Raw genomic sequence first — 23,003 nt, forward strand, 5'->3', positions numbered from 1 at the left:
AGAACGATCTTCCTCTGAAAATTATGCTCGAAAGGTATCAATTGACCACTGCGCCATCCCGCGTAATCAACGGCAAGCCGCGATCTTCGGTTGCCAGCGCTAGCGGTTGATGCACGTAGCGATTGTTGCCCATGAACCATTCGAAATTTTTGCCTTCGGGATCGGGCCGGCGTGAGGAACGCGGATAGTGAATGGGCAAGTTCGTAGCTTGCTCGCTCAACAACGCCCGCAAGTCTTGCACGTTTGGCAATGCATCGAAGTTGGCACAGCGGTGAAAATCCGCGAGGACAGCCTTAAAGGTTTCCACCAAACGGCCTTGCCAATTGGGAACCGGTTGCCAGCCGTCATGCTCAAGGGAATCATAGCGCTGCCCGGGATCGAGCACCTGCAACTCTTTGATCGTGATTTTGACGCTACCAAAGCCCAGCGGCTTCGCAAATCCCAGCCGGTGAAAACATTGTTGATCCATCTCCAAAGCCCACAAGAGCGCGCCCAGTTCTAACGGTGCCAAGTTTTGGAAATGAATGTTGAACTCAAACCGCGCGCCGGGTGCAAGCGCATCGCGAACCGTGCGGTTTTGATCGTCGCAACGGCCGCCGGCGCGATAGTAGTTTTCTTCCTCCGCTCGTTTGTGGTGGCGATAGAATTTTCTGCCGCGCAGCAAAGCACTAGAATCATTGTAATCAGCATCAACAGTCGCTTGTTGCCGGCCATCGGATAGATAGAAGCTGGTTGTCGTCGGTTTAGGTGAGGAAAGAATGGCGAGCGGCGTCTCGGGCAGCGTGCCATTGTCATACTTCAGTTCGGCATGAGAAATCTGCACGCGTCCGGCGTAAGCAACGTGCTTACTCGTGTCGCCTTTGTTCCCATCATCTAGTTGATGTACCCAGCCAAAAACACGGCAAGCAGGGCATAATTCGTCATAGTTTTCACAAGGACTGAGAGACTTGGGCAGAAGCTTGCTGATTCTATTATCGTAAGTAACGCGAGGAACGGATACCGGCACAATGAATTCCGCCTCCTTGTTTTCATCGATCATGGCATAAACCAAATCTCCATGCTGGAGTGCTTTGCTCTCGTTTTCATGCACGATGAAGCGGCTGTACGCCGGCTCCTTGCCGTCCGGCCGTTCCGGCTTCTTGCGATCCCGTATACGACTTTGCACACTGTCGCGATGCCGATCTTGATAGTCTTGAATCAGCGTCAAATAGTCTTCTTCTACTTTACCGTTCAGCGAGATCACTTTGGCTTTTTCCAGGTCCTCGCCGCAGAAAAAGAAGCGTTCATCGTGCTTGTTTTCGATGTTTTGATTGGTTATGCAAAGATAGCCCTGCGCTTTTCTTTCACCATCACGAAGAGGGCTCAGTTGTTCTTCAGAATGAGCAAGCTGCTCAACGTTCCAAAATTTGAAATGCCGCTGCGGATGCTCGACCAACCGCAGCCTGGCCCAGCACTGCGTTTTATGCTCGAAACCATTGAGCGCCAAATCCGTGCGCGAGCCGTACGGTGAACTGCTTTGCGCATTGCGGCTGGGGCGAAGCATGCTGCTCAAATATAACGGCACCCAAGCTGCATATTGAGGCCCTTCCGGCCGTTTGCCGGGGCGCAATTCCGTAAAGCCGGGCAGAAGGCGGAGAACCCATGCGTCGGTGCCATTCTTTTCAATGCGCGCCGGCACGAGCTTCAACGCCTTGGCCGGTTCCAGATGATAACTGAGTCGGGAATCCGTTAAATTACTGAAGCAGGAATTGGTGACGGTCTCGAACACGCTGCGCAGCATTCCGCGCAAGCTCGAGCCAGGAATTGCGGGCTTGCCATCAATTTTGAAAAACTCATAAGCATTGTGATCCTGGCGGTGCTCAATGCGCTCAGCGCTGGAGATGAACAACGGCGAAAAGGTTTCGAGCAAACAGATGATTTTGCCGCTGACGCCAATATAGCGATCATGCGGCGGCGGCGGACATTTGCCCAGTAGCAAATCTTCTTTTGATCTCGTGCTACCGGCTTGAGGCTGTATATATCCTTTCTTCTTCAAAGCCGAACCTACTGCCGTATCCGCCGAACTTATTTCACTCTTGCCATTCGAGGGAGGAATGAAACGCACAAAGTTATAGGGATTCAAAAAGCGATAAGGAGGCTGCGCACGCCGTTCCGGCGGCGCAGGCACCTGGCCTTGACCCATCACCACCTGTACCGAAGTTGCCTGCAAGCCGCGCGGTCCCTTTTTGAATTGGTACTCCACTTCCATCCCGACTTGGAGCTGTTCGAATCTGACGTCGCCCTTGACCACGGAAAGATGAAACCAGACATCTTCGCCACCTTGGCTGGGTTGAATGAAACCGTAGCCTTTGCTCTCAATCACGCGTTTGATTTTGCCGGTTGCCATTTCTTTATCTCCTTCCACCAAACAAAAGCGATTTGGCCGCGGTCCGTGAAGAGATCGTATGCAATTTTCACGCGCGTGCCGTTGTTTTCTGTTTGCTGTTCAATGTCGAGCGGATAATCCAACTTCGCCCATGCCACACGATCGTCGTGCCAGCGCTTGCGCGTCGCGTCGTATTCTCCCCAAAGCAACGCGACATCTAGTTTCCGGCGACGGCGCATTTTGAAATCGGGATTGGCCTGACATTCCGGGCTGTGCTTCCAAAAATCTTGGGCATCTTTCGGCGTGGCTGGCTGTGGTTGCCCGATAAAATGCCACAAGAAACGCTTGCCGTCACGACGCAAGCTCAAGTCTCCGGCTTCACCAAAGATGCGGCCACGCTCAAGCAGGCTCCACTCCGCCACTTCTGGCTCGGTGAAAGTGATGCGATGCTCATATTCCCAAATGCGATAAGGCATGCGCGCTAAATCCCAAGGCTTCAAAAAGCCGGCTGCGGCATGCTCCAAAGTTTCGCCTCCCTTCGCTTCCAACACTCCTCCTAAGATAGCGACGCCGTCGTCTTTGCCAATCTCGGGGTCGCCGAGCAACTCCTCAACGGCATCTTGAAAATCTATGGCATCTCGCGTCATCGCCAAGCCTCCTTGGGATAAAGTTTAGGAATCTCAAGCTTGTCGTCAAAGTAGGTATCTGCTTTCAAATACAAATCATCGGAACCCCGTTTGAAACTTCGCCTTGTCGCGTTGAACTCATCGACCCATTTTTGCGCGAGCTGGCAAAGCTCCTGCTTTTGATCGGTCTCGCGCGTATCCCAGATCAATAAGCGATAGAGTCCCGTGCTCGGTTTGATATTCGCAAGTTCGGGCGGGCCGAAAAAATCATCTTTAGCAATGAAACAGTAATTCACCAGGAACGATTCGATCTTCGCGCGGCCAAGACCTTTCGCGCCGCCAAAGCCCACGGGAAACATGCCCTCGGCAAGATCGCGCAACACCAAAGCGAGCCAGCCAAGCTCCCACGCATCCGGATTTTCCACTTGCATGCGCACGCGAAAGCGCGGCTGCCACAGCGCCAAAGCATCGAACTTCGCGCCTTCTTTGCCGCCTCCAGTAAAACGGTCAATGGCGAGAAAATCGAGCACTTTGCGCAGAGTATTCGGGTCAGCTTCCGCGTCTTCAATGATCAAACGGCTGCCGCGATGCGTGTTGCCGAACAGGCGGCAGGCCAGACAAAGATGCTCGTCCGGAACTTCCTCTTCGGCATTCTTGAGCAACGCATCGCAGCTTGCAAGCGGAATTTGATCCGCTATCTCATTTTCATCTTCTCGGCGCCGCATGGGATCGCATGCCGGGCATTTTTTGCCGAAGGATTCAGCATCGTTCACATCCTCATCCTGCGTCGTCAAGGTACGAGCGATTTTTTCCGCTTGCGATCGAAGCGCGCCGCGCAAACTGGCCCCGGGCAGAATCGGCCTTCCGGTCGGGCTCATGAAATCGAGCAATGGCGCGTGATCAAAACCCGAGCGCGTCGAGGCCATGGTATCGTTGGTGAGAAAAGGGCCGTCGATGATCAAATCGAATTCGACTTTGACGAATGACCGCGCGGCAAATTCACAAGCGATGCTATTGCGATGCACGAGGTTTTGCGCTTCGATTAATCGCGAGGCGAGCCAATCATCATCCGCATGCTCGGCTTTCCAAGGCTCATCTTCGCGCAGGAAATTGAGCAAGCCTTCGCCGGTTGAGAGATCGCGCTCCACCAACTTTATCTCGGTTAAATCAAAAGCGCCCAAGCCGCGCGCGACGCGGCCTCCGAGCCAACAACGGCCGGCTTGCCATTCCGCAAGCGTGGCGGCTAGCAAGCGCTCGTCATTCTCATTCGCATCTTCGAGTTCGAGTCGCAATTGCAACGCCGTGCCTTTGGGCAAAACTTCAAGATCGAATTTCGCCGCGGCTTTGCTGGCGGAGCTGCGCGTGGCGCGATCAATGCCGACACCATCGCGAATGCGCGGCGTCAAATTTTCCGGCAATGCGGCATAGGCATGTGCAACGAGAAGGCGCGAGGCATAGCCGCGAATTTCTTCCGTATCGTCGGCACTAGGGTTGAAATCGCCGAAAAGGTGGCACACCTCGCACGGGCAAGACTTTTCGCTCTGGTCGAGTTGCGCGTTCTCCGTTTGCAAAGCGCGGCAAGAAGAGCCGAACAATCGCGGCGCGAGCCGCGTGGCAATGGTTCGCAGTGCGCCGCCGATCGCGGTGCCGGGGATGAGGTAATTTCCTTCCGCGTCGAGCCGGCAAAGATCGTCGGTTACTTCTCCGCCTTTGCCCGTGCCGACATGCACCGCAGTGCGCGCGACCAATTTGCCGAGAATGCTGCGATATTTCATGATTGTTTCTCCTTTTGCTCCACACATTCCGCGAGACGATCGGCCAGCATTTGCACGAGCTTGGCGCGCAACACCGGCGCGTGGGCTTTGGCTTCAAGCGTCTTCAATCTTTTTTGCAGATGTGCAATGGCGTCTTTCGTTTGCTTTTTGGAAAAATGCTCTTTCGGCTCGCGTGTGACATTGGTCAACAACTCCGGCTTGCCGAATTGTTCAATCTCCGAATGCAATTCGGAGATCGGCCGGCTGGCGGAACTCCACAACCAGCGCGCCACCGATTGCCATTTTTGAATTTCAAACGCATTGGTGCATTCCGCGCTTATCAAACTCTCAATATCCTTGTCGGAGCGCAACTCTCGCTGCCAATTGCCGATGGCATCATATTCCGCATAAACCGCATGGCCTTCGGTTTCCGGTTTGGCTTTCGGCTCAGCCAGCTTCATTTCGCTTTCGATTTTCCATGTGGTCCCCTCGATGTCGCCATGATCGTAAAGCGGATGGTTGAAAACCACCATGCCGAAGCCTTCGTTGCGTCGTAGGCCGAGGCCTTCGCTTTCGATCTTCTCGAGACGCGTCTGCAATTTGCTCCGCCACTGTTCACGTTCCTGCTCATTTTGGAAAATGGGAGGAACGATTCTGAAACCGACCGCGGAGCCCACTTTAATGGCAAGGTCGCGCCAACGCGGCAGCCCAAGCTGATTGTTGAAATTGTCCACCGCGCCGGCTTTGCAAAAAGCGTGAATGATTTTGGGAAGCTTGCTCTCGGGATCGCGCTCCAGTTGGAACAATTTCTCGTCATCGCACAACTCTTTATCGTCATTGAGCAACGCTTCAATCCAAGCTGCATCATCGAGCGTTTGGCGGAAACGTCCCCAATGATCCGGCAGAATCGTATCCGAGAGCAGAGTCAAAGTAAATGTCAAAGGCGAGCCATCCGCCGGCATTTTCAGGCGCGCACTCATGGGCATGCCACGCCATTGATCCACCGCGGAGTACTCTTCCAGCAAAACGGTGACGAGACCATAGCCTCGCCGCGTGGCTTTGCCGAGGCGCAGGGTGAAGGCTGTTTTCACATTCGGAATTTCCGCGAGCGCCTGCAAAGCGAGCCAAGCGTTTTCATCCTGGCAAAGAATTTCTCCCATGAAATACTGGCCGCTTTCGAGCGCGACGTAGCCATATAAATCGCCCGTGCTCACTCGCTGCGTGTGCGGATTGAGGCGCGGATGCAGCTCATCGCGACGCTCAGGAGCAAAGTATTCCTCGCCGCGCGGCAAGGCTCTCACCGGCAGATAACCTTCAACCGGAACCATGGGGACATCGTCATGTCCAGCACCCTTGCAGATTGGACACTCCGAAGGAATTTCATCTTGTCGGGCATAGCCTTCGACATGATGATTGTTCGGAAAGTCGCCTGACTTTGGCATCAGGTCTTTATAAACTTTGCAGGTCAAGAAATCGCGCGGCGCGGGAACCATTAGACCTAAATTCGTGAGCACTTTGTTTGCAGGGTAACAGGGAGAAATGCGCACCTCGCCGTGCAAGAACAAACGACGAAAGGCCTGATAAGCTTGGTTGTCGCGAAACGCGGCGTCGGCGCCGGCATCGACGCGACCGCTGAACCGCCATTTTTCCGCAGCCGCGCTTGCCAATGCGCCCCAGAGAGTCGAGCCATTGATATAATCCACGCCGTCAAACATATTGCCGGCCTCCGAGCGTCGCGCAATAAGCGCCGGCTCGTCGGTGCGGATGATGACGCGAAAACGTTTAGGCCCGCCGCTGCCGGTTGCCGGCGCCCACACCCGCTGAGACTCATCGAGGTTGACAGCCTCTTTTTCCAGCCAATACTTTTTAAAATCCGCGAACAGCTTTTGCTCGGCGGTTTTATCGACATGGCCGGCGTCATCGATCACGTGAATCACACACTGGCCGCGGCCACGACGCCGAGCCGATCCCAATCTTCTCACCATGCGCGCCGCGGCGAACAACAAAGCGGCATCCTTGCGAGCTGCTTCGTCATCTCTCGCAAACGTCACGTTGAAGTGGAACAACAAACGATGATCGCCTTCTTCTTGCATGAACAATTTACTGCCTTCGGTTCGGCGCGTGCGCGGGCTGACACGCACACGGGCAGCAAACTGCGCTCCGGTCTGCCCTGCCCGCCAGCGGGAGGATTTTGCATCCAATGGTTTCACCACGTTGCCGGGGCGCGCGGAGGAGATGTGCCAATTTTTTGGTTGAGAGGGCGAGCCGAGGATGCGACATAACGGGCATTTTTCCAAATCCGCGCAATACGCCACGGCTTCGCTGCGTTTCGCCTCACGGCGTCCATTCTCGGATTTGCAATGCTCCTCAAAATATTTTTCCAGCGGCGGCATTTGCAATAAACGCCACATGCCGTCGCGCAACAGCCCGGCTATAGTTGTGCCGCGCAATACCGGCACACGGTCGTGGTCACGCTGCAATGCAGAATCGACTACTGCGCCGACACCGTGTCCTGCGCCGATGTGATAATCACTTCTAATTTCGAGTTGAAAGTTCAGCTTCATGTCATTCTCCCGCGTATTTGGATAATGACTCGTCAAGCTTGTGCGCGTAGCTCCACATCATGAGCAAGTCCGGCAAGCCGTGGCCATGATAGCCTTGATCGTTTCGTTTCCTCGGCAGCGAAAGCCGCTTCCAATATCCCTTCTCGGCTTGCGCTTCATCGCCGAGATCGATCAAAGCCTGTCGCAATTTTTTCGATAGACTTTCCGAGCGCGCGATTCGCGAGCGCAAGCCCTGAAAGCCCGGAAGCCATTCGTCTTCATTGAAATCTTTGTTTTGAAAATCCGCCGGATCATAAAACTGCTCGAATTCGGCTCTGCGTTTGTTAGGCAGATATTTGAGCTCTAAACGGTGTTTCAAAATTTTTTCGACGGACAAGCCCGCCTCCGGCAGCGGAGTGCTTGAAACAAAATATGGCCGCAGAGACGGATAATGCCCCTTAATCTTGGCATCCGGCACTCTGCCCAATTGATTACCGGTGATGACTTCGAAATTGAGAGTAGAAAAATACTTTTCTCTTTCGATTTGAAGGCGGCGCGCGATTTCCTTGGCGTGCGCCAGCAACTTTTCCCCGCGTTGGTGCGCGAGCATGTAGGGATAATTGGCTTTGCATATCACGACTGCAGCAGCAATGGTGGGAATGGGAGGCTTGTTTGGATCAAAAAGCCCGACCTTGGTCAAAGCTGTTTTCATATTCTCTTCATACGCTGAACAAAATCGCGCGGCATAATCCAACGCCCACGGCGCAGGAAGAAGGGCGAACAAATCATCGCCGCCTAAAATGAGCGGCAGCACAGGCAGCACGTCTTTGTCTTCTTGACGTAATTGTCGCTTTAAAAGTTCAACGCAAGGTTCAGCCAATGCCGCTCGCAGTGATTGTGATAGCGCCAGGGAGAGTGCTCGCATTTTCTCCTTTGATGAGCATTGTTTGAATACTGCACCCATCGCATTGCCATCTGCAAGCAAATAAGCCACGTAACGCTTGGGATCGAACTTGGCAATGGCTTCGGTCCAATCGCCGCCGTCGGGTCTTCGCAGAGGATACTCGCCTTCATTCCATCCGGCCTGTTTCCAAATAGTTTCGCGAAATCTGTCGAGAAAGCCGACGTCGGTTTGCAGTCCTTCCTGACGGTCCCTTTCAACAGCTTTGTTGATACAGCTTTGACAGAGATAATTGGGCCTTTCGGTTACGTCTTCTTCGAATCTACTTTTGTGATGAATCGCCATTCCCATGCCGCACGAGGCGCAAAACGCCGTAAAAGGTAGATGAAGTACGGACGCGGCAATGTCGCCGCGATTCTTGGCTTTGCGCAATTCGTCGTGCGCCTCTGTATTGGCCTTGTCAAAGGCTGGCGGATCATAAGGCACAGGCTCGGCAACCGTCAAGCTGCCGCCCGTGCAGCGGCGATAGAGTTCCGCTAAATCATTCCCGAACTTGATCGCGGTGTCGCGGGCATGATCGCCATGAAAGAGAATACGAAAAGCGCCGCCGTCATTGACGATGAGATCATCTTTAGGATTGCCCTTGTGCTTTTGCAATAAAGCCTCTGCGCCTTGCTCGCAAAAGCGCGAGAGCAATTGGCTTCCGCCCACGACTTCACGCAGTCGCGCGGAGCGAAACAGCAGATCCTGAATCTTATCGGCTTCCGCCGCGAGAAGATAACTCGACATGGTTTTGCTCCTTTCTATGATTTTCTTGCAGGAGGCAAGAAGTCTATTCCACATTCACGGCACAGAGTTTCCCACGAAACCGCCGAGACGTCAAAAGCTATTGCGGTTTTGGTTTGCACTCCATGCTCCGCCCAGAAGTCACGAAAATTGTCGAAATTCATCTTTGCTATTCGAAAGGCGGCTTGCGCAAGCTTCTTTGTAACCGATAAGCAAAAATGAATTGCATTGTTGCGCAAATCCGGAAGATCAGCCATTTTGAAGCCGTCTGCAATCCATTCTTCGATGATGAGAGGTGGCGTTCCAGCAGGGTCGGAACGGTTGAGCGTATAAGATTTTTCTTGAAGAGAGGCATTCACACTTTTTAGGATGGTATTTGTTTGCCACATCCCAAGCCTGGTAAAAAAATTAAAAACGTCCTGTTCGGAACGCAGCGGGGGATTTTTCGTTATGCGACGAAGGCGTTTTAAAATAAACAGCCTTGAACGACAAAGAACTTCGTGCAAACTGGCCGCCCGCAATAAAGCGGAGCGATAGTCTTCGTTCCTTTTGATGAGGCGGTAAATTTTGGCTAACTCATCACGAGCGTAAATCAGCAAATTGTCAGTCGTGAGATACAGCGATTTGGGCAAATCCACCTGGCCTTGCTGTTCCCTGCCCGTTTGTAATTTGGTTATCTGCCTGAGAAGTTGCGCACCCGCATCTCCGGCGCTTTTTTCTTTCTCAGCATGCGGCCAATCGCTCAACTCCTGAACGGCTGTGGGCATAACGAATTGGGGTTGATTGGGTTTTGGAGCGTTGTTGTTTTGATTAGTTGCCGATGCTTTAATTGGTGTCGGTTTAGATTGAGAAACGACGTAATCCTTCAACGCGCCGGTGTAATCCGCATTCTCCCACAGCTCATAAATCTTCAACGCCTCCATCAATTTTTCGGCAGCCTGCTTTTCTCCATCCGTGAAGAACTGCTCCGTGTTGCGGCGAAGATTTTCAACCAATTCTCTCGCGTTGCGAAAGGCATATTGCTCATAAAGCCTTTCCGCCTGCTGCCATTCGCGCAGCCCAAACAGCTTGTAGGGATTTTCGAGAATTTGAATATAACAAGCGTCTCCGTAAGGCCGATTGAATTCAGGCTCGTACGCGTCGTCGTCAAAATCGACATACGAAATGTCGATGTCGGCGTAGGCGCCAAGAAGATAAGCACCTGCCACCATGCTCTTCTTGCCGCCGGTGATGTCGAGCACGACTTGCTTGTGCGTGTAATCTTTCACTAGATCAATAACTTCCTTACGGACCTGACGAAATACCTCTTCAGGCTTGTGGCTCTTGAGCACGGTGCATACAATTTCCGGCGTTTTCGCAAGAGCCTTGAGCTTTGGATTCTTCTCGAATAGTTGGATAATAAGATCAGCTACAAAACTGCCCCAGTCACCGCCTCGGAGGTTCGTGCCGTAAAAATCATTGAGCAATAACAAAATCTTTTTCGTCGGCTTCCAGGCGCAAACGGACTGGAGCAATGGCTCCAAAGAATGCCCCGCTAGCATGATCAGAGCCTCGCGAGAGGTGGAAGGTAGTCGTGGCGGCTCTCTCGTGCACGCGAGTGCAAGCTCATGCGGAAGAAACTTCTCAATGTAATCCTGCCAACGCTCAGGAGAATCAATCGGAGTTTTTTTATATTTTTCCCAATAGTGGATTTTGAGATCGTTACGGTATTCTGTCTGGTCCATCTTTTATTTTTCTCCTTTAGCGAGGCTATCAATGGCAAGCCTGCTTAAGTTCAATGAATGTCGTAAACTTCTTGTGGAAATCCCACCTTCCCAACCTTGTCACAATCTTGCCTCCGGCAGCCGAATGAACTCCCGATCCAGCCGAATGCCATAGCATGTGTCCCCGCGTGGACCGATGGCGGAAACAACGTACCACCGGTGGAAATCCTCCTCCGGAAATCTCTCACAGATTTTGCGTTTGAGATTGCTGAAATGGGGACGTAGATGCTCCAAATCGATGCGGCCTTCCTTGCTGAAAGCTTTGAGAAAACGGCTGCGCATGCCATGGCGCTGCACCAGAGTTTCATACAGACTCTTCATACGCGCCGAAGCCTGGCGGGAGAAATGTCCATCGGCCTTTGGCTTCTCGAAATAGCTTTCATAATTCTCCCGAGCAACACGTTCATCGCGCTTGGCACTCTTCTCGACAAAATACCAATAGATTGCCAACTCCGCTGGCTCCAGGGGAATTGGAATAGCGCCGATCAAAATGCGATGCTGATCAACGTCAATGCTGAGTGGCAGGAGTTGGGGTGCAACATTCACCTCGCGCTGCACCCACGCGAGAATGTCCTGATAGTCGGGAGAGCGCAGCAGCTCCGCGGGCACATGCGGCCGCAAACGCAGGAAAGGAATTTCTACGAGTTCGACGTGCACATCCTTTGCATCAAAAGCCAGACCGCCGTACGTAGTCATGGGCCTCGATTGGCGGGGCGGAAAGAAGAAATCCGAATTTGTCTCCGCCTCCCACGGCGCGACAAAGAGATGGTACATGTGATCCTGCGGCCTTGCGAGAAGCTGCATCACCATCGCGAGATAGACGCTCATGGTGCGCCTGCCGCCCGCAACAACGGTGTGCAAACAAAATTGTTTGTCGGTGGTCATTTCCATCACTGATCCCATAATCAAATCCAAATACGCCTGACTTTGGCGTGAGTTGGCGATGTCCGCTATTTCGTCGCCTCCGAGACAGGCCACGCGCACACTTTCCGCCGAGAACTGAATATCAGTAAAACACTCGGGATACTCACGGCACAGCTTGTAAAACTCACCGGCAACGGGATTCAGCAGCTCGGAAACGATTTTTTGTTTTGCCACTCCACTCGCTATGCCAATCACCTTTGTTATGGCGATCCTTCGTTTGACACACAAACCGTACAGGGTCTCAGTCAGCACCTTGGGGTGCAAGCCCAGCATTGCCAACAGGTGATGTTTCATCAAGGATTCCGGAATGGATTGGGTTCTTTGTGCAAGGCGTGAGTTATCGAGGTGCCTACCTGGCCACCATCGGAATACTTCACGGCTGCCCGGCCAGTAGTTTTCGGGATTCAGGTCGGACCCGCGAGACGCGCTGGAAGTGATCTCCTTGGAACGAGCACCAGAATAATTGCCATGTAGGCGGTTACTGCTTCTATGAATTGTAGTGGGATTTCAGCCAGGGTGGAATTCTTCCCGCGAAGACTCGCAAGGGCAGGGAGTGTGAAAACGTGGGTCAAATTTGTCATGCCGACCTCTTTTCCGATGCGAAAACTTCACTTCTGAAAAATGGTCGGGATGGCACAAGCGGTCGGCCAAAGTCAAGAAACCGGGCGCTTCTGTCTTCCCCATGGATTGACCGAAACTCTCGTTGCTTCAGTCAACTCCGCAGGGCAATATATTGCGGCAGAATCAAAATTCAAGTCAAAAAGTGCTGCTTCTCAAAAAAGTAACACCTGGGTGGCTCGGGCAGAGCGGCCTCTCAGTGGGCGGGTGACGAAACTCAAGAGGCGAATCCCCCCTTCAATACGAGAGCCAGCTACTGGCAGGGTCATTCCGGCATCGTGCATCTCTATCGTCATTCCAGCGCCAAAAGGTGTACAAACTTGTCCATCTCTGTCCCGGCCACAAAACAAAAAAGGGAATCGCGGGGATTCCCTTTCTGATCAAAATCATTCACTTGGCTTGGTTGCGGGGGCGGGATTTGAACCCGCGACCTTTGGGTTATGAGCCCAACGAGCTACCAGACTGCTCCACCCCGCGGTGTTTTGTGAACGCCTGCCAATATAGAAGATTCAGCCAGAAAATCAAGCTATTTCTTGCCATTTTCTTCGGCCGCATTGGCTCATAAATATTGTTACCGAAGGTTTTTTGAAATGGCAAGAGGCAATTCACCAAAATGCTTTGATGCGATTGGGGAAAGCAGCTCTTGCATTTCCGTTCATCTTACTAGTGAATTCCGTGCCTTATGCGGCTCCACTTGACTCACACTTCGCTGGCGGCACATGGCCTATGACTCCGTGCAGTCTCACTCACCTCACCGCGGCGAATTTACCACACTCTGCAATTGCAGGGCAGTGCAGCTTGCCGCAAGGTTTTGTCCTCTCTGCAGAAATAAAGCCACAGGAAAAAGCTGACGGTTTGACATGCCGGACACGCTTACCCCGCAAGCAGGGGTAGCTCTCCATTTCTCCCCCGTTTAGCTCTGCCCAGCCCACTCCCGCCTTTCTCCGAAAGTATGCCATGACAATTCGCAAAGTGACAAAGGTGGCGGTATAGTTTAGCAGGCCGTGATCAAAGTGAAGTACGCCTGGACGTAGATTGGAAGTCTGATTGAAGGTTACGGCGAGGTGTTTCCGCAAGAACGGTATGCGCCAGTTAGATTTAGGATGAATCGCTCTTGGCCTCGTGCTTTCCACACGCCGCACGCGAAGCCGCGGCCAGCCTCGACCTTTTTGCGTTCTGCGCGTCAGGTCGGGCATTTAGGATGAAAACATGGTCGTTCCTCCTTGGCTGAAGAGCCGCTTCATTCCCCTCAACCTGGCGATGGTCCCTCAGTCCCACAATCTACATCACTGGCCTGCATCGCGCTAACCGAGCTTCAGAAAGGTGAGTCCATGGAAGTCGCAAAAGTTCTGGACGACAAATATGAGATCATTTATGAAATCAAACGCGGCGGATTCGGCGTCATCTACTACGGCCGTGACCGCCTGTTTGACAAACCGGTCGCGATCAAGGCCATTCCTCCCGAGTTGATCGGCGAAGCCAGATACATCGACATTTTCCAGGCTGAGTCGCTGGCGATTGCCCGCCTCAATCATCGCAATATCGTCCGCATCTATGACATCCGGCGCGGAGAGGGCGGCCAGTTCTACATTATCATGGAATATGTCGATGGCCTCGATTTGGGCAAACTCATCCGCGCCAGCCGCAAGGAGCCGGCGCTGCTGCCGCCCTCTCTCGCCGCCTACATCGTGGCCGAGATTTGCGCCGGCCTCGATTATGCGCACACCCGGCGCGACCCGGACACGCATCAGCCCTTGCATCTCATTCACCAGGACATTTCGCCCGGCAACATCATGCTGAACCGTCTGGGCGAGGTGAAGATCATCGATTTCGGATTGGCCAGCGCACGGCGCCACCAGGCCGACAACAACCGCAAAAATGAAGTCGTGGTACAAGGCAAACTGACCTACCTGGCGCCGGAACAGGTGAATGGCAGCGGCAGTCTCGATCAGCGCGCGGATCTGTTCTCGCTGGGCGTGGTTTTCTATGAAGCCTTGACCGGACAGCGACTTTTCAAAGAGCAGGACGCCGAGGCGATGATCCAGCATCTGCGCAACGGAGAGTGGGACATTTCCCTGCTCGCGGAGAATCGCATGCCTGCTGCTTTGATCAACATCGTCGAAAGGGCGATCCAGCGTGAGCCGAGCCAGCGCTTTCAATCGGCCAATCAAATGTACATGGAGCTGATGAGCTACCTTTCGCAGCAAGCGCCGGCGATGGACTATGCCTTCGAACTGGCGAACAGGGTGGAGCGCGTCGCGCCGGCGCGCGAATCGCGCGCGGCTGCGGACGCGGCCACGGAGCCGGCTCCGCTGGGCGGCTTGGTCGAAACGCCAAGTGCCGGCCAGCGCCTGGAGGAACCCGCTAACTCGAGCGGCTTCTTTGTGGAAGAAAACAGCACTGAGGCCGGCTTCGAGGCGGCGCCGAAGACCCACGCTTCGTTTCAGCAATCGCGCTTGGAAACGGAAGGCGGCGGCGGCGAGAAGGACGAGTTCGAATGGAGCCGGGGATCTGCGCGGCGGGATTTTCCCGAAGAGCTCGAACTGACGCCCGAACCGGAGGATGCCGATCAGCGCGCCAAGAACGGCAGCGAACCGCAGGACGTTGCCTTCTACAAGGTCATCGCCGAGGAGGAAGAAGAGGAAGAAGTCCGCACCATCATCGATGTGATTCGCCTTTCCGCCCGCTCGCACAAGAAGACGATTCTTCTGACGGTCGGCGGCGTGTTGGCGGCATTTCTGCTGTTCACGCTGGTGGATACCTTCACCCGCTGGACAGGCTGGGGTGCGTCGATCTACGATTTTCTCTTTCCGCCTGCCATCCGACTGGTATCGTTTCCGCCCAATGCCCAGGTCTATCTCGACGACCGGTTGCTGCCGAAAACCACGCCGCTGGCGATCGAGAAAATCTCACCGGGCGTGCACAAGCTGACGCTCACCCTGCCGCGCTTTGAGCCGATCACGCGGTCGATTCAAGTGGCGCCGCAAGGCCGTGCTTCGATCATCGGCGAGAGCGCCAGCGATCAAAATCTGCCCTATGTTTTTCGCTTCAAGACCATCCTGGAAATCTCCTCCAAGCCGGAGGGCGCCGAGGTCTTCCTGAACAATGTCAAATATACCCAACTCACGCCCTGCCGGGTGGTTTGGGAAGTGGGCGATCCGCTGGAAATCGAAATGCGCAAAGAAGGTCTCTCCCCGCTGCAGGGCTTCACGCTCAACACGCTGGAGGGTGTCGAGACCATCACCGACCGGCGGCTGTGGCGTTTTCAACGCATCGAGGAGCAACGCGAGCATTACGCGCTGGAAGGCATTTTTGCCAAGGCCATCACCGTCACCTCCGTGCCGGACCATGCCGAAATCTACGTCAATGACGGCACCAGCCCGATGGGAATGACCGGCTACAGCAACGAAATCCTGCTCGCCACCGGCAGCCACACCATCACGTTGCAGAAGCCCGGCTTTCTGCCCAAGTCCTTCAGCATTACGGTCGACGCCAACACGCCTTCGAATTATCACGAGGTGCTGTCGCGCGTGGTGCGCATTTTCGCCAAAGACGGATCCGATCCGGGCGACAATGACATCGGCGCGCGCGTGGTGGAGTTGATTTCCGGCGGGCAGCGGGTGCGCACCCGTTCGACCACGCCGTGCGAATTGACCCTGTTGCCCTACACCTACACCGCCATTCTCTCGAAGGAGGGCTATCAGGACTACACCCTGACCATCCCGCCCACCGGCAACATCGCGATTGCCCGCATGGAAGGTGAGCGGATCGACGTCGAAGTGGTGGTGCAGGATGAACAAACCGAGGCGCCCCTGAGCGGCGTGCAAATCAGCTATCAACCGCTCTCCCAGCCCAATGCCGTGCCTTCCTTCTTCGGCCAAACCGAGGAGAGCGGCACGGCACTCAACAAGCTGGCGCCGGGGCAATACCGCTTTCGCGTCAAAAAATTCGGCTATCGTCTGGCGGTGAAGGAGCTGAAGGTCAGCGCCACGAGCAAGCGCCTGGTGTTCAAACTGCAGTCGGTTTCCTGATTGCGTTAAGGGATTAATGTCACAGCCTTCCATGGGAAGGGAGAAGAGATCATGCCCAAGCTGGTTCTCAAAAAAAAGGCGGAGGTGTTGGCGGAGTTTCAGTTGAAAGGCGCCAACTCCGTTTTCACCGTTGGCTCCGAGGCCGGAAATGATGTGGTCATCGCGGACCGCCAGGTTTCGATGCACCACTTGCATATCGAGCGCCAGGGCAACCGGTACTTTGTGCGCGACCTCAAGAGCGCCTTCGGCACGCAGGTGAACAACCGCCGCCTCCACGACAAGACCGAAATTCACGACGGCGATGCGATTCAACTCGGCGATCACACGCTGGTCTTCCGCAACCCGCTGGAGGCGGAAGAGGCGCCGGCGGGCGATCGCGCCGGCCGCGGCTCGGTGAATGATTTTTGGAGCGATGTCAAAGACGCGGTCATCGACGTGGTGCAGGGCGAAGCCACCAGCCCCGGCGAACGGCCGCGCGAGCCTCATTTCTTCGACATCCGCGAACCCAGCGACCAGGATCGCATCAAGCGGCTGGATGAAGCCGAGGAATTCAAAGCCGACAGCCTGAAAAAGGAGCTTTCCGAAGTCCTGGAGCAGGTTTCCGCCGAGGAGGAAAAAGACGCCTTTCAGGCCGGCCGCGAAGTCGAGAAGTCGCCTTATTACCTGCTGGCGATCTACGGCCCCTATTTGGGCAAGCGCTATCAGGTCAATTTTGGTGAAACGCGCATCGGCCGTGATGGCCGGCTGAACGATATCGTCATCCGCGAGAACCGTAAAGGTGAGGTCGATCCCAGCATCTCCCGCCGCCACGCCACCATCACCTATCGCGACAGCAAATTCCACCTGAGCGACAAGCGCAGCAAGAGCCGCACGTATTTGAATCAAGACATGCTCAGCGAAACCGATGAATGGCTGATCACGCCCGGCGATGAGATCGAAATCGTGAGCGACCAGCAGAGCACGATTTTCCGCTTTGTCGCCGAAGGCAATTGGGATTTTTCCTATCCCCGGCGCGCCGGGGCCTGGTGGCTGCGCTACCGCTCGCTCGCCATGAATATCGGCGCCGGCGTGCTGACCACCATCGCGTTTGCACTCGCGGTGCTGGCCTGGCAGGCGCGCGCCGTGGTGACGCACACGCCCGACCCGCTGCAGGTGCAAAGCAAGATCTTCACCAAGATCGATCTGACCGACGTCGAAAAGAACACGGTCAGACTTTCGAAATCAGACACCCGCATTCCGCCCAAGCCGCTGCTGGCCGATATCAATGCCGACAAGTATGTCGATCTGGTGGTCACCAAAAGCAACGGCACGCTGGCGGCGATCGACGGCCGCAGCCGGCGCCGGCTCTGGCAATCGAGCGGGATCGTGCTGGATCACAGTTTTCCCGCCACCGCCGCGGACTTGAACGACGACGGCAATGACGATCTCGTGGCGCTGACCGCGGATGCGCATCTGGTGGCCATCGATGGCCTGCATGGCGCGGAGATTTGGACCAGCCCGTTCTTCGAATCCAAAATCATCGGGCCGCCGGTCGTCGGCCGCTTTGACCGCAACGACAGCCCGGATGTGGCGGTGATCAGCGCCGACGGCAAACTCGAAATCGGCTATTCCCGCATCTTCAAGCCGGAATGGGTGGAGGTGAAAATGGGATTGGTCTCGCAGGCGCCGCTGTCCACCGCGGATTTGAACAATGACGGCTGCGACGAAATTCTGATTGGCACCGATCGCGGGCTGGTGCTGATTTTCGACGGCGCCGAGCGCCGCCTCGCGGGCACGGTCGATGTCAATCTCAGCCTGAACAAACTCAAAGGCAGCTACAACGAAGACAATCAAATCCGCTATCCGGTGGGCGTCGCGGATCTCAACGGCGACCAGCGTCCCGATCTGGTGGTCGCCAGCATGCAGGGGAATCTGGTTACCATCGACATTTCGGAAAGAACCCCGGAAGGCAAGATCAAGGCGCGCGAGTTGTGGTGGAGCGCGTTGGCGCCCGCGGGCATGCCGGTGACCGAGTTCAATTACCCGTTCAGTTTGGGTGATGTGGACGGCGATGGCCGCAGCGACGTGGTAGTGGTGGGCGCGGACAGCTCGCTGCAGGCGTTTTCCGGTGCGGGCCGCGAAGGCCAGCAGCAACGCAGTCTGTGGCGCGTCAGCAGCGGCTCGATTCTGCATTTGCCTGCGCTGTTCGATTTCAACAAGGATCGCCACACCGACGTCGTCATTGTCGAACTTTTGGGGATCATCAAAATTCTCGACGGCCGCAACGGCGGCATCTTGTGGGAGGAGCACAAAGCGCTCAAGCATCCCGCGGACATGCCGCTGCTGGCCGATGCCGGCGCGAACAACACCATGGACATTCTGGTGCTCAACTATGACGGCACGGTGAATGATTTTCGCAGCAATCGCCGGGTGGCCGCGGGCACGATCGTCTGGGGCCAGCGCTACGCGGATGCCACCAATCGCGCCGCCGTCACCTACGTCGAGCGCACCACCGGCGCCTATGATGCCACGCTGATTTTCAGCGCCGGCGTGATCCTGCTGGCGAATCTCGGCAATTTCCTGCTGCGCCAGCGCCGGCGTAAATTTGCCAAAAGCTGAATCCCGAGGGAACGAGGCGTGTCATGGAAATATTGATGGCGGCAGCGACCGATCGCGGCACGGTGCGTGAGGGCAACGAGGATTTCTTCTTCTATTCCAAAAAGAAGAATCTGGTCATCGTGTGCGACGGCATGGGCGGCCACAAAGCCGGCGAAACCGCCAGCCGCATTGCCGGCGAAACCGTGCGCGACATTTTCCTCTATCCCGACCTCGCCGAAATCGCGCGGCTGGGGCAGGACATCACCGACCGCCTGCCCGTGCTCGCGCTGCGGCTGGTGCTGGGCGCGCGCCTGGCCAACCGCCGCCTTTTTCTGATGGCGGAGCAGGATCCAGCGCTGCGCGGCATGGGCACGACGCTCGCCGCCGTGGCCTTCTCCGATCATTCCGCCTGCGCCGTGCATGTCGGCGACAGCCGCATCTACCGCCTCACGCGCGAGAAGATCCAGCCGATCACTGAAGATCACAGTTGGATCAATGAACTGTTGCAGGACCGGGACATCAGCGCGGAGGAGGCCCATCATTTCCGCAAGAAGAACGTCCTGACCCGCGCGCTCGGCACCCATCTCTCGGTCAAGATCGATGTGCAGTGGTTTCCGCTCACTTCGAACACCACCTTTCTCCTCTGCACCGACGGCCTGCACAATGCGCTGCCCGAGCAGGAGATTCTGAAAGCGCTCGCGCCGCGCGAAGATACCGGTCTGCAGAAGAGCGTCGAGCAACTGGTGCAGCGCGCCAAAGAAACCAACGGCTCCGACAACATCACCGCGGCCGCGGCCCGCGTGAAGAAAGTGCCGAACAAAGCCTCGCCCTGGGGCGAAGCGAAAATGACCATTCCCAACGAGCCGGCCAAGCTGTTGCCGCTGGAAGACCGCTTCATCAAAAAACAATTTCGCCACGCCGAGGTGCCGGCGGCCTCACCGGAACGGAAACAGCGCTCGCCGCGGCGACTGCTGGTGGCGGGCGCGCTGGTGCTGGTTTTGGCCGCCTCCGGTTTTGGCGTCATGCGCTCGTTTCTCGGGCGTCAGGTCGAGGCCGATGCCGCAGCCGGGAATGCCGGTGAAACGCATGCCGGGCTGCTGCCGGCGAGTGATGCCAACACGCGCGAGGGCATCACCGTGGTGCAGCTCGACAGCAGCCTGCTCGATTTGCCCGCGCCCAGCGCGCCGGCGCGCACGGCACGGGCGGTGGCGTCGCAACGAGCCAGCGGTGCAGCAGATTCTCTGCAGGCCAGCGAACGCGAATCCAATCGCGCGCAGGCAGCAGCGCCGCCGCCCGCGGCAGGCACCGGGAGCGCGCGTAGTCCGCAAGCAGCAGGCACGGCCGAGGCCGGTGACGCAGCAAACGAACCGAATGCTTTTCCCAATCTCGTTGAGCGCAGAGAGGAAAACAGCGCCACCGCGCAGACCACCAGTCTGGTGCCGCAGGCCGGCGGCCGCATTTATTTGCCCGGCTTGAACCGGCCGCGCTACAACGGCGCCTTGCTGTTTGTCAATGAGGCCTTGATCGGGCCGGTGCGCCAGGTTGCCGATGTCGGATTCTTCCTCCGCCCCGGCCAGTATACCATTGCGATCAAAGACAGCCTGGGCCGCATCATGCACCAACGCGCAAACATTCGAGTGCTGGAGGGTGACGTCAAACCGCTGGAATTCAACCGGCAGAACTAAGGACACCTCGTTGCGCGTTCGCATTCACGATGACCAATTTACCCCAACAGGCCAATCGTCTCATTTCCATCCTCCAAACGCTCGCCGAGGCCTACTACAGCCGCGGCCAATATGCGGACGCTATCGAGAAATTCGAACAACTGCTGCAGGCCGGCGCCGAGTCGCCGGAGATCATCCACAAACTGGCCCTCGCCCATCTCGCGCGCCGCGATTATTCCCCTTCTGCCAAAGCCGCCTACGAGCGCGCCTTCGAGCTTTTTCCGCAGGAGGAAGAGCTGTGCCTGAAGCTCTGCCAGGTTTTGCTGGCGCAGCGCGCGCTCGACGGGTTCTCCTTTCGCGTTTATCAACGCGCGCTGGCCTTCCAACCTCCCTTTGAGAAAGACATCTATCAATCCTTCTTTCTCTATTTCCAAAGCCAGAATCAACTGCAGCACGCTTATGAAGCGCTCAAACAGGTCGTGCAATTGGAGCGCGGCCGGGACGCAGGCAATTTGTCGCGCCTGCAGAAGCTCGCCTGGCAACTCGGCCGCGAGAGCGAAGCGGAAACGCTGCTGGAGCGCCTCGAAGCCGTCAGCCCGCATACCGAAGTCATTCACCGCTTGCGCGGACTCACCGCCGCCTTTCGCATTCATCGCGAGCCCGAGGGCGTGGGGTATCCGCCGGCCGCGGCGCAGGTCATCAATCGCGCGCTGGCGGCCTATGGCAAATTGAACAGCGTGACGCTGGTGCGGGAATTTTGCCAGTTGCAATATGCCTTGCGCCTGGTCGAGTCGCGTTTGCTCGGCTGGCAGCCGGCCGTGCCGCTGCCGGCGGCCGCGCCGCTCGCCACCGCCGCAAGCACCGCGGAAGCCGGCGTGCCGCTCACTTCCGCTGGTTTGGCGGGAGAACTGTTTGCGCGACTGGCCTCGGATCTGGGAATGGATGCCTCCAGCCTGCATCTGCCCGGCGCCACGCTGCGCGCGATGGTGCTGCAGATCAGCAATCTCGAAAAGATCGCGCAGCAAACCAGCCCGCAACTGGCGGAAAACCTCGCCGGCCGCTTCTTGAATTTCTCCGCAAAATATCTCAGCAAAGCGGTGAATGCCGTGTGTTTCACGCTCAGCGACGGCATGATTGCCGTGGCCGGCGAATCCCTGCAACTGGCGCAGGCCACCGTGGAGCTGCTTCACAAGATCGAGAACTACAATTTCTCCGCTTCGCCTGCGAGCCGGCTGGCCGTGTCGATGGTGGTGCATGCCGTGCCGCCGGAGGCCGCTTCCGCCGCGCACGCACTTGCCGCGCTGCATCTCGCGCTCAATCTGGTGGCGGCGCAGCAAACCGGCGGCAGCCGCGAGCATGCGCCCGGCAGCCGCCTGCTGTTTGAGCGCAGCTTCTATGAACGGGAAATGAATGTGGAAACGGTGGCCGCGCGCCTGGGCGGGACTTATGTCTCCGAACTGCCGGGATTCCGTGTCGAGGCCTATGAAGCGGTGTGGTACAATCCGCTGGATTATGTGGAAGAAAAGCGCAGCTATCAGCTCGGAAAATTTCTGGTGGTCGAACGGCTGCGCCACAGCGGGTCTGCCGGCACCTATCGCGGCCGCGACCGCCAGTTGGAGCGGCGCGTCATCCTCAAGGCGCTCAGCCCGCAACGCAGCCTGCGCCTGGCGCAAAACCCGGCACAGCGCGAACACATGATCAAAGCGTTGCAGCGCCTCGGCCGCCTGGAACAACCCGGGCTGGCATTGCTCTACGATCTCGGCTATCAGGATGGCCTGTTTTATTATGTCCGGGAATATCTCGAAGGCTCTTCGCTCGGACAGAGCCTGGCAAACAAAGGCCGTTTTTCGCCCTTCGAGACTTCGGCGATCGGCATCAAAATCTGCCGGGTGTTGCAGCAAACGCACAAACAAAAAATCGTGCACGGCAATCTCAAGCCCGCCAACGTTTGGCTGATGGCCAACGGCGAGCTTAAGATCACCGACTTCTTCGTGCCGGAATTCATTGCAACGCCCGGCGCGGCGCAACGGCCGGCAGGCTTAGGCTGGCGCTATTGCGCGCCGGAATGGCTGTTGCACGGCACACTCACGCCGGCTGGTGACATTTATGCGATCGGGATGATTTTGTATGAACTGGTGGCGGGTGAGCCGCCCTTCGCCAAGCAGGAAGAGTTGGAAAGCCCGGCCGATATCCACAACCTGCCACCACCCGTGCTGACCGGCCTCCAGCCGGAGATCCCCGCGCTGCTCGCCAGCATCATCGAGCGTGCCGCTGACCGCTCGCTGCAACGCCGCTTCAAGAGCCTGGAGGAGTTGGAAGCCGCGCTGCAGGTCGCCCTCGAACAATCGCTGCCGAGCGATCAACCCGCCGCGCCAGCCGGTCCGGCCGCCTCCCTGTTTTCCTTCCGCCGCATGCTGAAATCGCGCAATGAATGAAGCCGGCCGCGCCGAG

Annotated in this window: 11 protein-coding genes and 1 tRNA gene; 4 read left to right on the top strand and 8 right to left on the bottom strand. The window is 56.5% G+C overall.

Annotated features, from left to right (window positions below):
• Positions 1 to 37: 37 nt before the first annotated feature.
• The 8 genes from L6R21_22110 to L6R21_22145 form a co-directional block, all read right to left on the bottom strand.
• Entirely contained in the window at positions 38 to 2,386 is a 2,349-nt protein-coding gene (locus L6R21_22110; GenBank protein ID MCK6561903.1) for a TIGR03986 family CRISPR-associated RAMP protein, read from the bottom strand.
• The gene (locus tag L6R21_22115) at positions 2,359 to 3,012 is read right to left on the bottom strand and encodes a hypothetical protein (protein ID MCK6561904.1); all 654 of its coding nucleotides are present in this window, start codon (positions 3,010 to 3,012) and stop codon (positions 2,359 to 2,361) included. Before L6R21_22115 ends, L6R21_22110 begins: the two co-directional genes overlap by 28 nt.
• Positions 3,009 to 4,766 (bottom strand): RAMP superfamily CRISPR-associated protein, encoded by a 1,758-nt coding sequence (locus tag L6R21_22120; protein ID MCK6561905.1) that lies wholly within the window; start codon positions 4,764 to 4,766, stop codon positions 3,009 to 3,011. Before L6R21_22120 ends, L6R21_22115 begins: the two co-directional genes overlap by 4 nt.
• Entirely contained in the window at positions 4,763 to 7,309 is a 2,547-nt protein-coding gene (locus L6R21_22125) for an RAMP superfamily CRISPR-associated protein (GenBank protein ID MCK6561906.1), read from the bottom strand. Before L6R21_22125 ends, L6R21_22120 begins: the two co-directional genes overlap by 4 nt.
• 1 nt (position 7,310) lies before the next feature.
• Entirely contained in the window at positions 7,311 to 8,978 is a 1,668-nt protein-coding gene (locus tag L6R21_22130) for a hypothetical protein (GenBank protein ID MCK6561907.1), read from the bottom strand.
• 14 nt (positions 8,979 to 8,992) lie between these two features.
• The gene (locus L6R21_22135; protein MCK6561908.1) at positions 8,993 to 10,699 is read right to left on the bottom strand and encodes a hypothetical protein; all 1,707 of its coding nucleotides are present in this window, start codon (positions 10,697 to 10,699) and stop codon (positions 8,993 to 8,995) included.
• Positions 10,700 to 10,798: 99 nt separating this feature from the next.
• Positions 10,799 to 11,935: a CRISPR-associated ring nuclease Csm6 gene (gene csm6 / locus L6R21_22140; GenBank protein ID MCK6561909.1), complete on the bottom strand. Its 1,137-nt coding sequence runs from the start codon at positions 11,933 to 11,935 to the stop codon at positions 10,799 to 10,801.
• A gap of 745 nt (positions 11,936 to 12,680) precedes the next feature.
• Positions 12,681 to 12,757: transfer RNA gene (locus L6R21_22145), tRNA-Met, on the bottom strand.
• Between the two features lie 854 nt (positions 12,758 to 13,611).
• Here L6R21_22145 and L6R21_22150 point away from each other — a divergent pair.
• From L6R21_22150 to L6R21_22165, 4 genes are read left to right on the top strand one after another with little or no spacing between them, the layout of a single operon-like run.
• The gene (locus L6R21_22150; protein MCK6561910.1) at positions 13,612 to 16,311 is read left to right on the top strand and encodes a protein kinase; all 2,700 of its coding nucleotides are present in this window, start codon (positions 13,612 to 13,614) and stop codon (positions 16,309 to 16,311) included.
• A gap of 51 nt (positions 16,312 to 16,362) precedes the next feature.
• Positions 16,363 to 18,909, top strand: coding sequence for an FHA domain-containing protein (locus L6R21_22155; protein ID MCK6561911.1), 2,547 nt, complete (start codon positions 16,363 to 16,365; stop codon positions 18,907 to 18,909).
• Positions 18,910 to 18,932: 23 nt separating this feature from the next.
• Positions 18,933 to 20,573: a protein phosphatase 2C domain-containing protein gene (locus L6R21_22160; protein ID MCK6561912.1), complete on the top strand. Its 1,641-nt coding sequence runs from the start codon at positions 18,933 to 18,935 to the stop codon at positions 20,571 to 20,573.
• Between the two features lie 29 nt (positions 20,574 to 20,602).
• Positions 20,603 to 22,987: a protein kinase gene (locus L6R21_22165; GenBank protein ID MCK6561913.1), complete on the top strand. Its 2,385-nt coding sequence runs from the start codon at positions 20,603 to 20,605 to the stop codon at positions 22,985 to 22,987.
• Positions 22,988 to 23,003: the final 16 nt, after the last annotated feature.

The organism is bacterium, from assembly GCA_023150945.1.
Taxonomy (GTDB): domain Bacteria; phylum Zhuqueibacterota; class Zhuqueibacteria; order Zhuqueibacterales; family Zhuqueibacteraceae; genus Coneutiohabitans.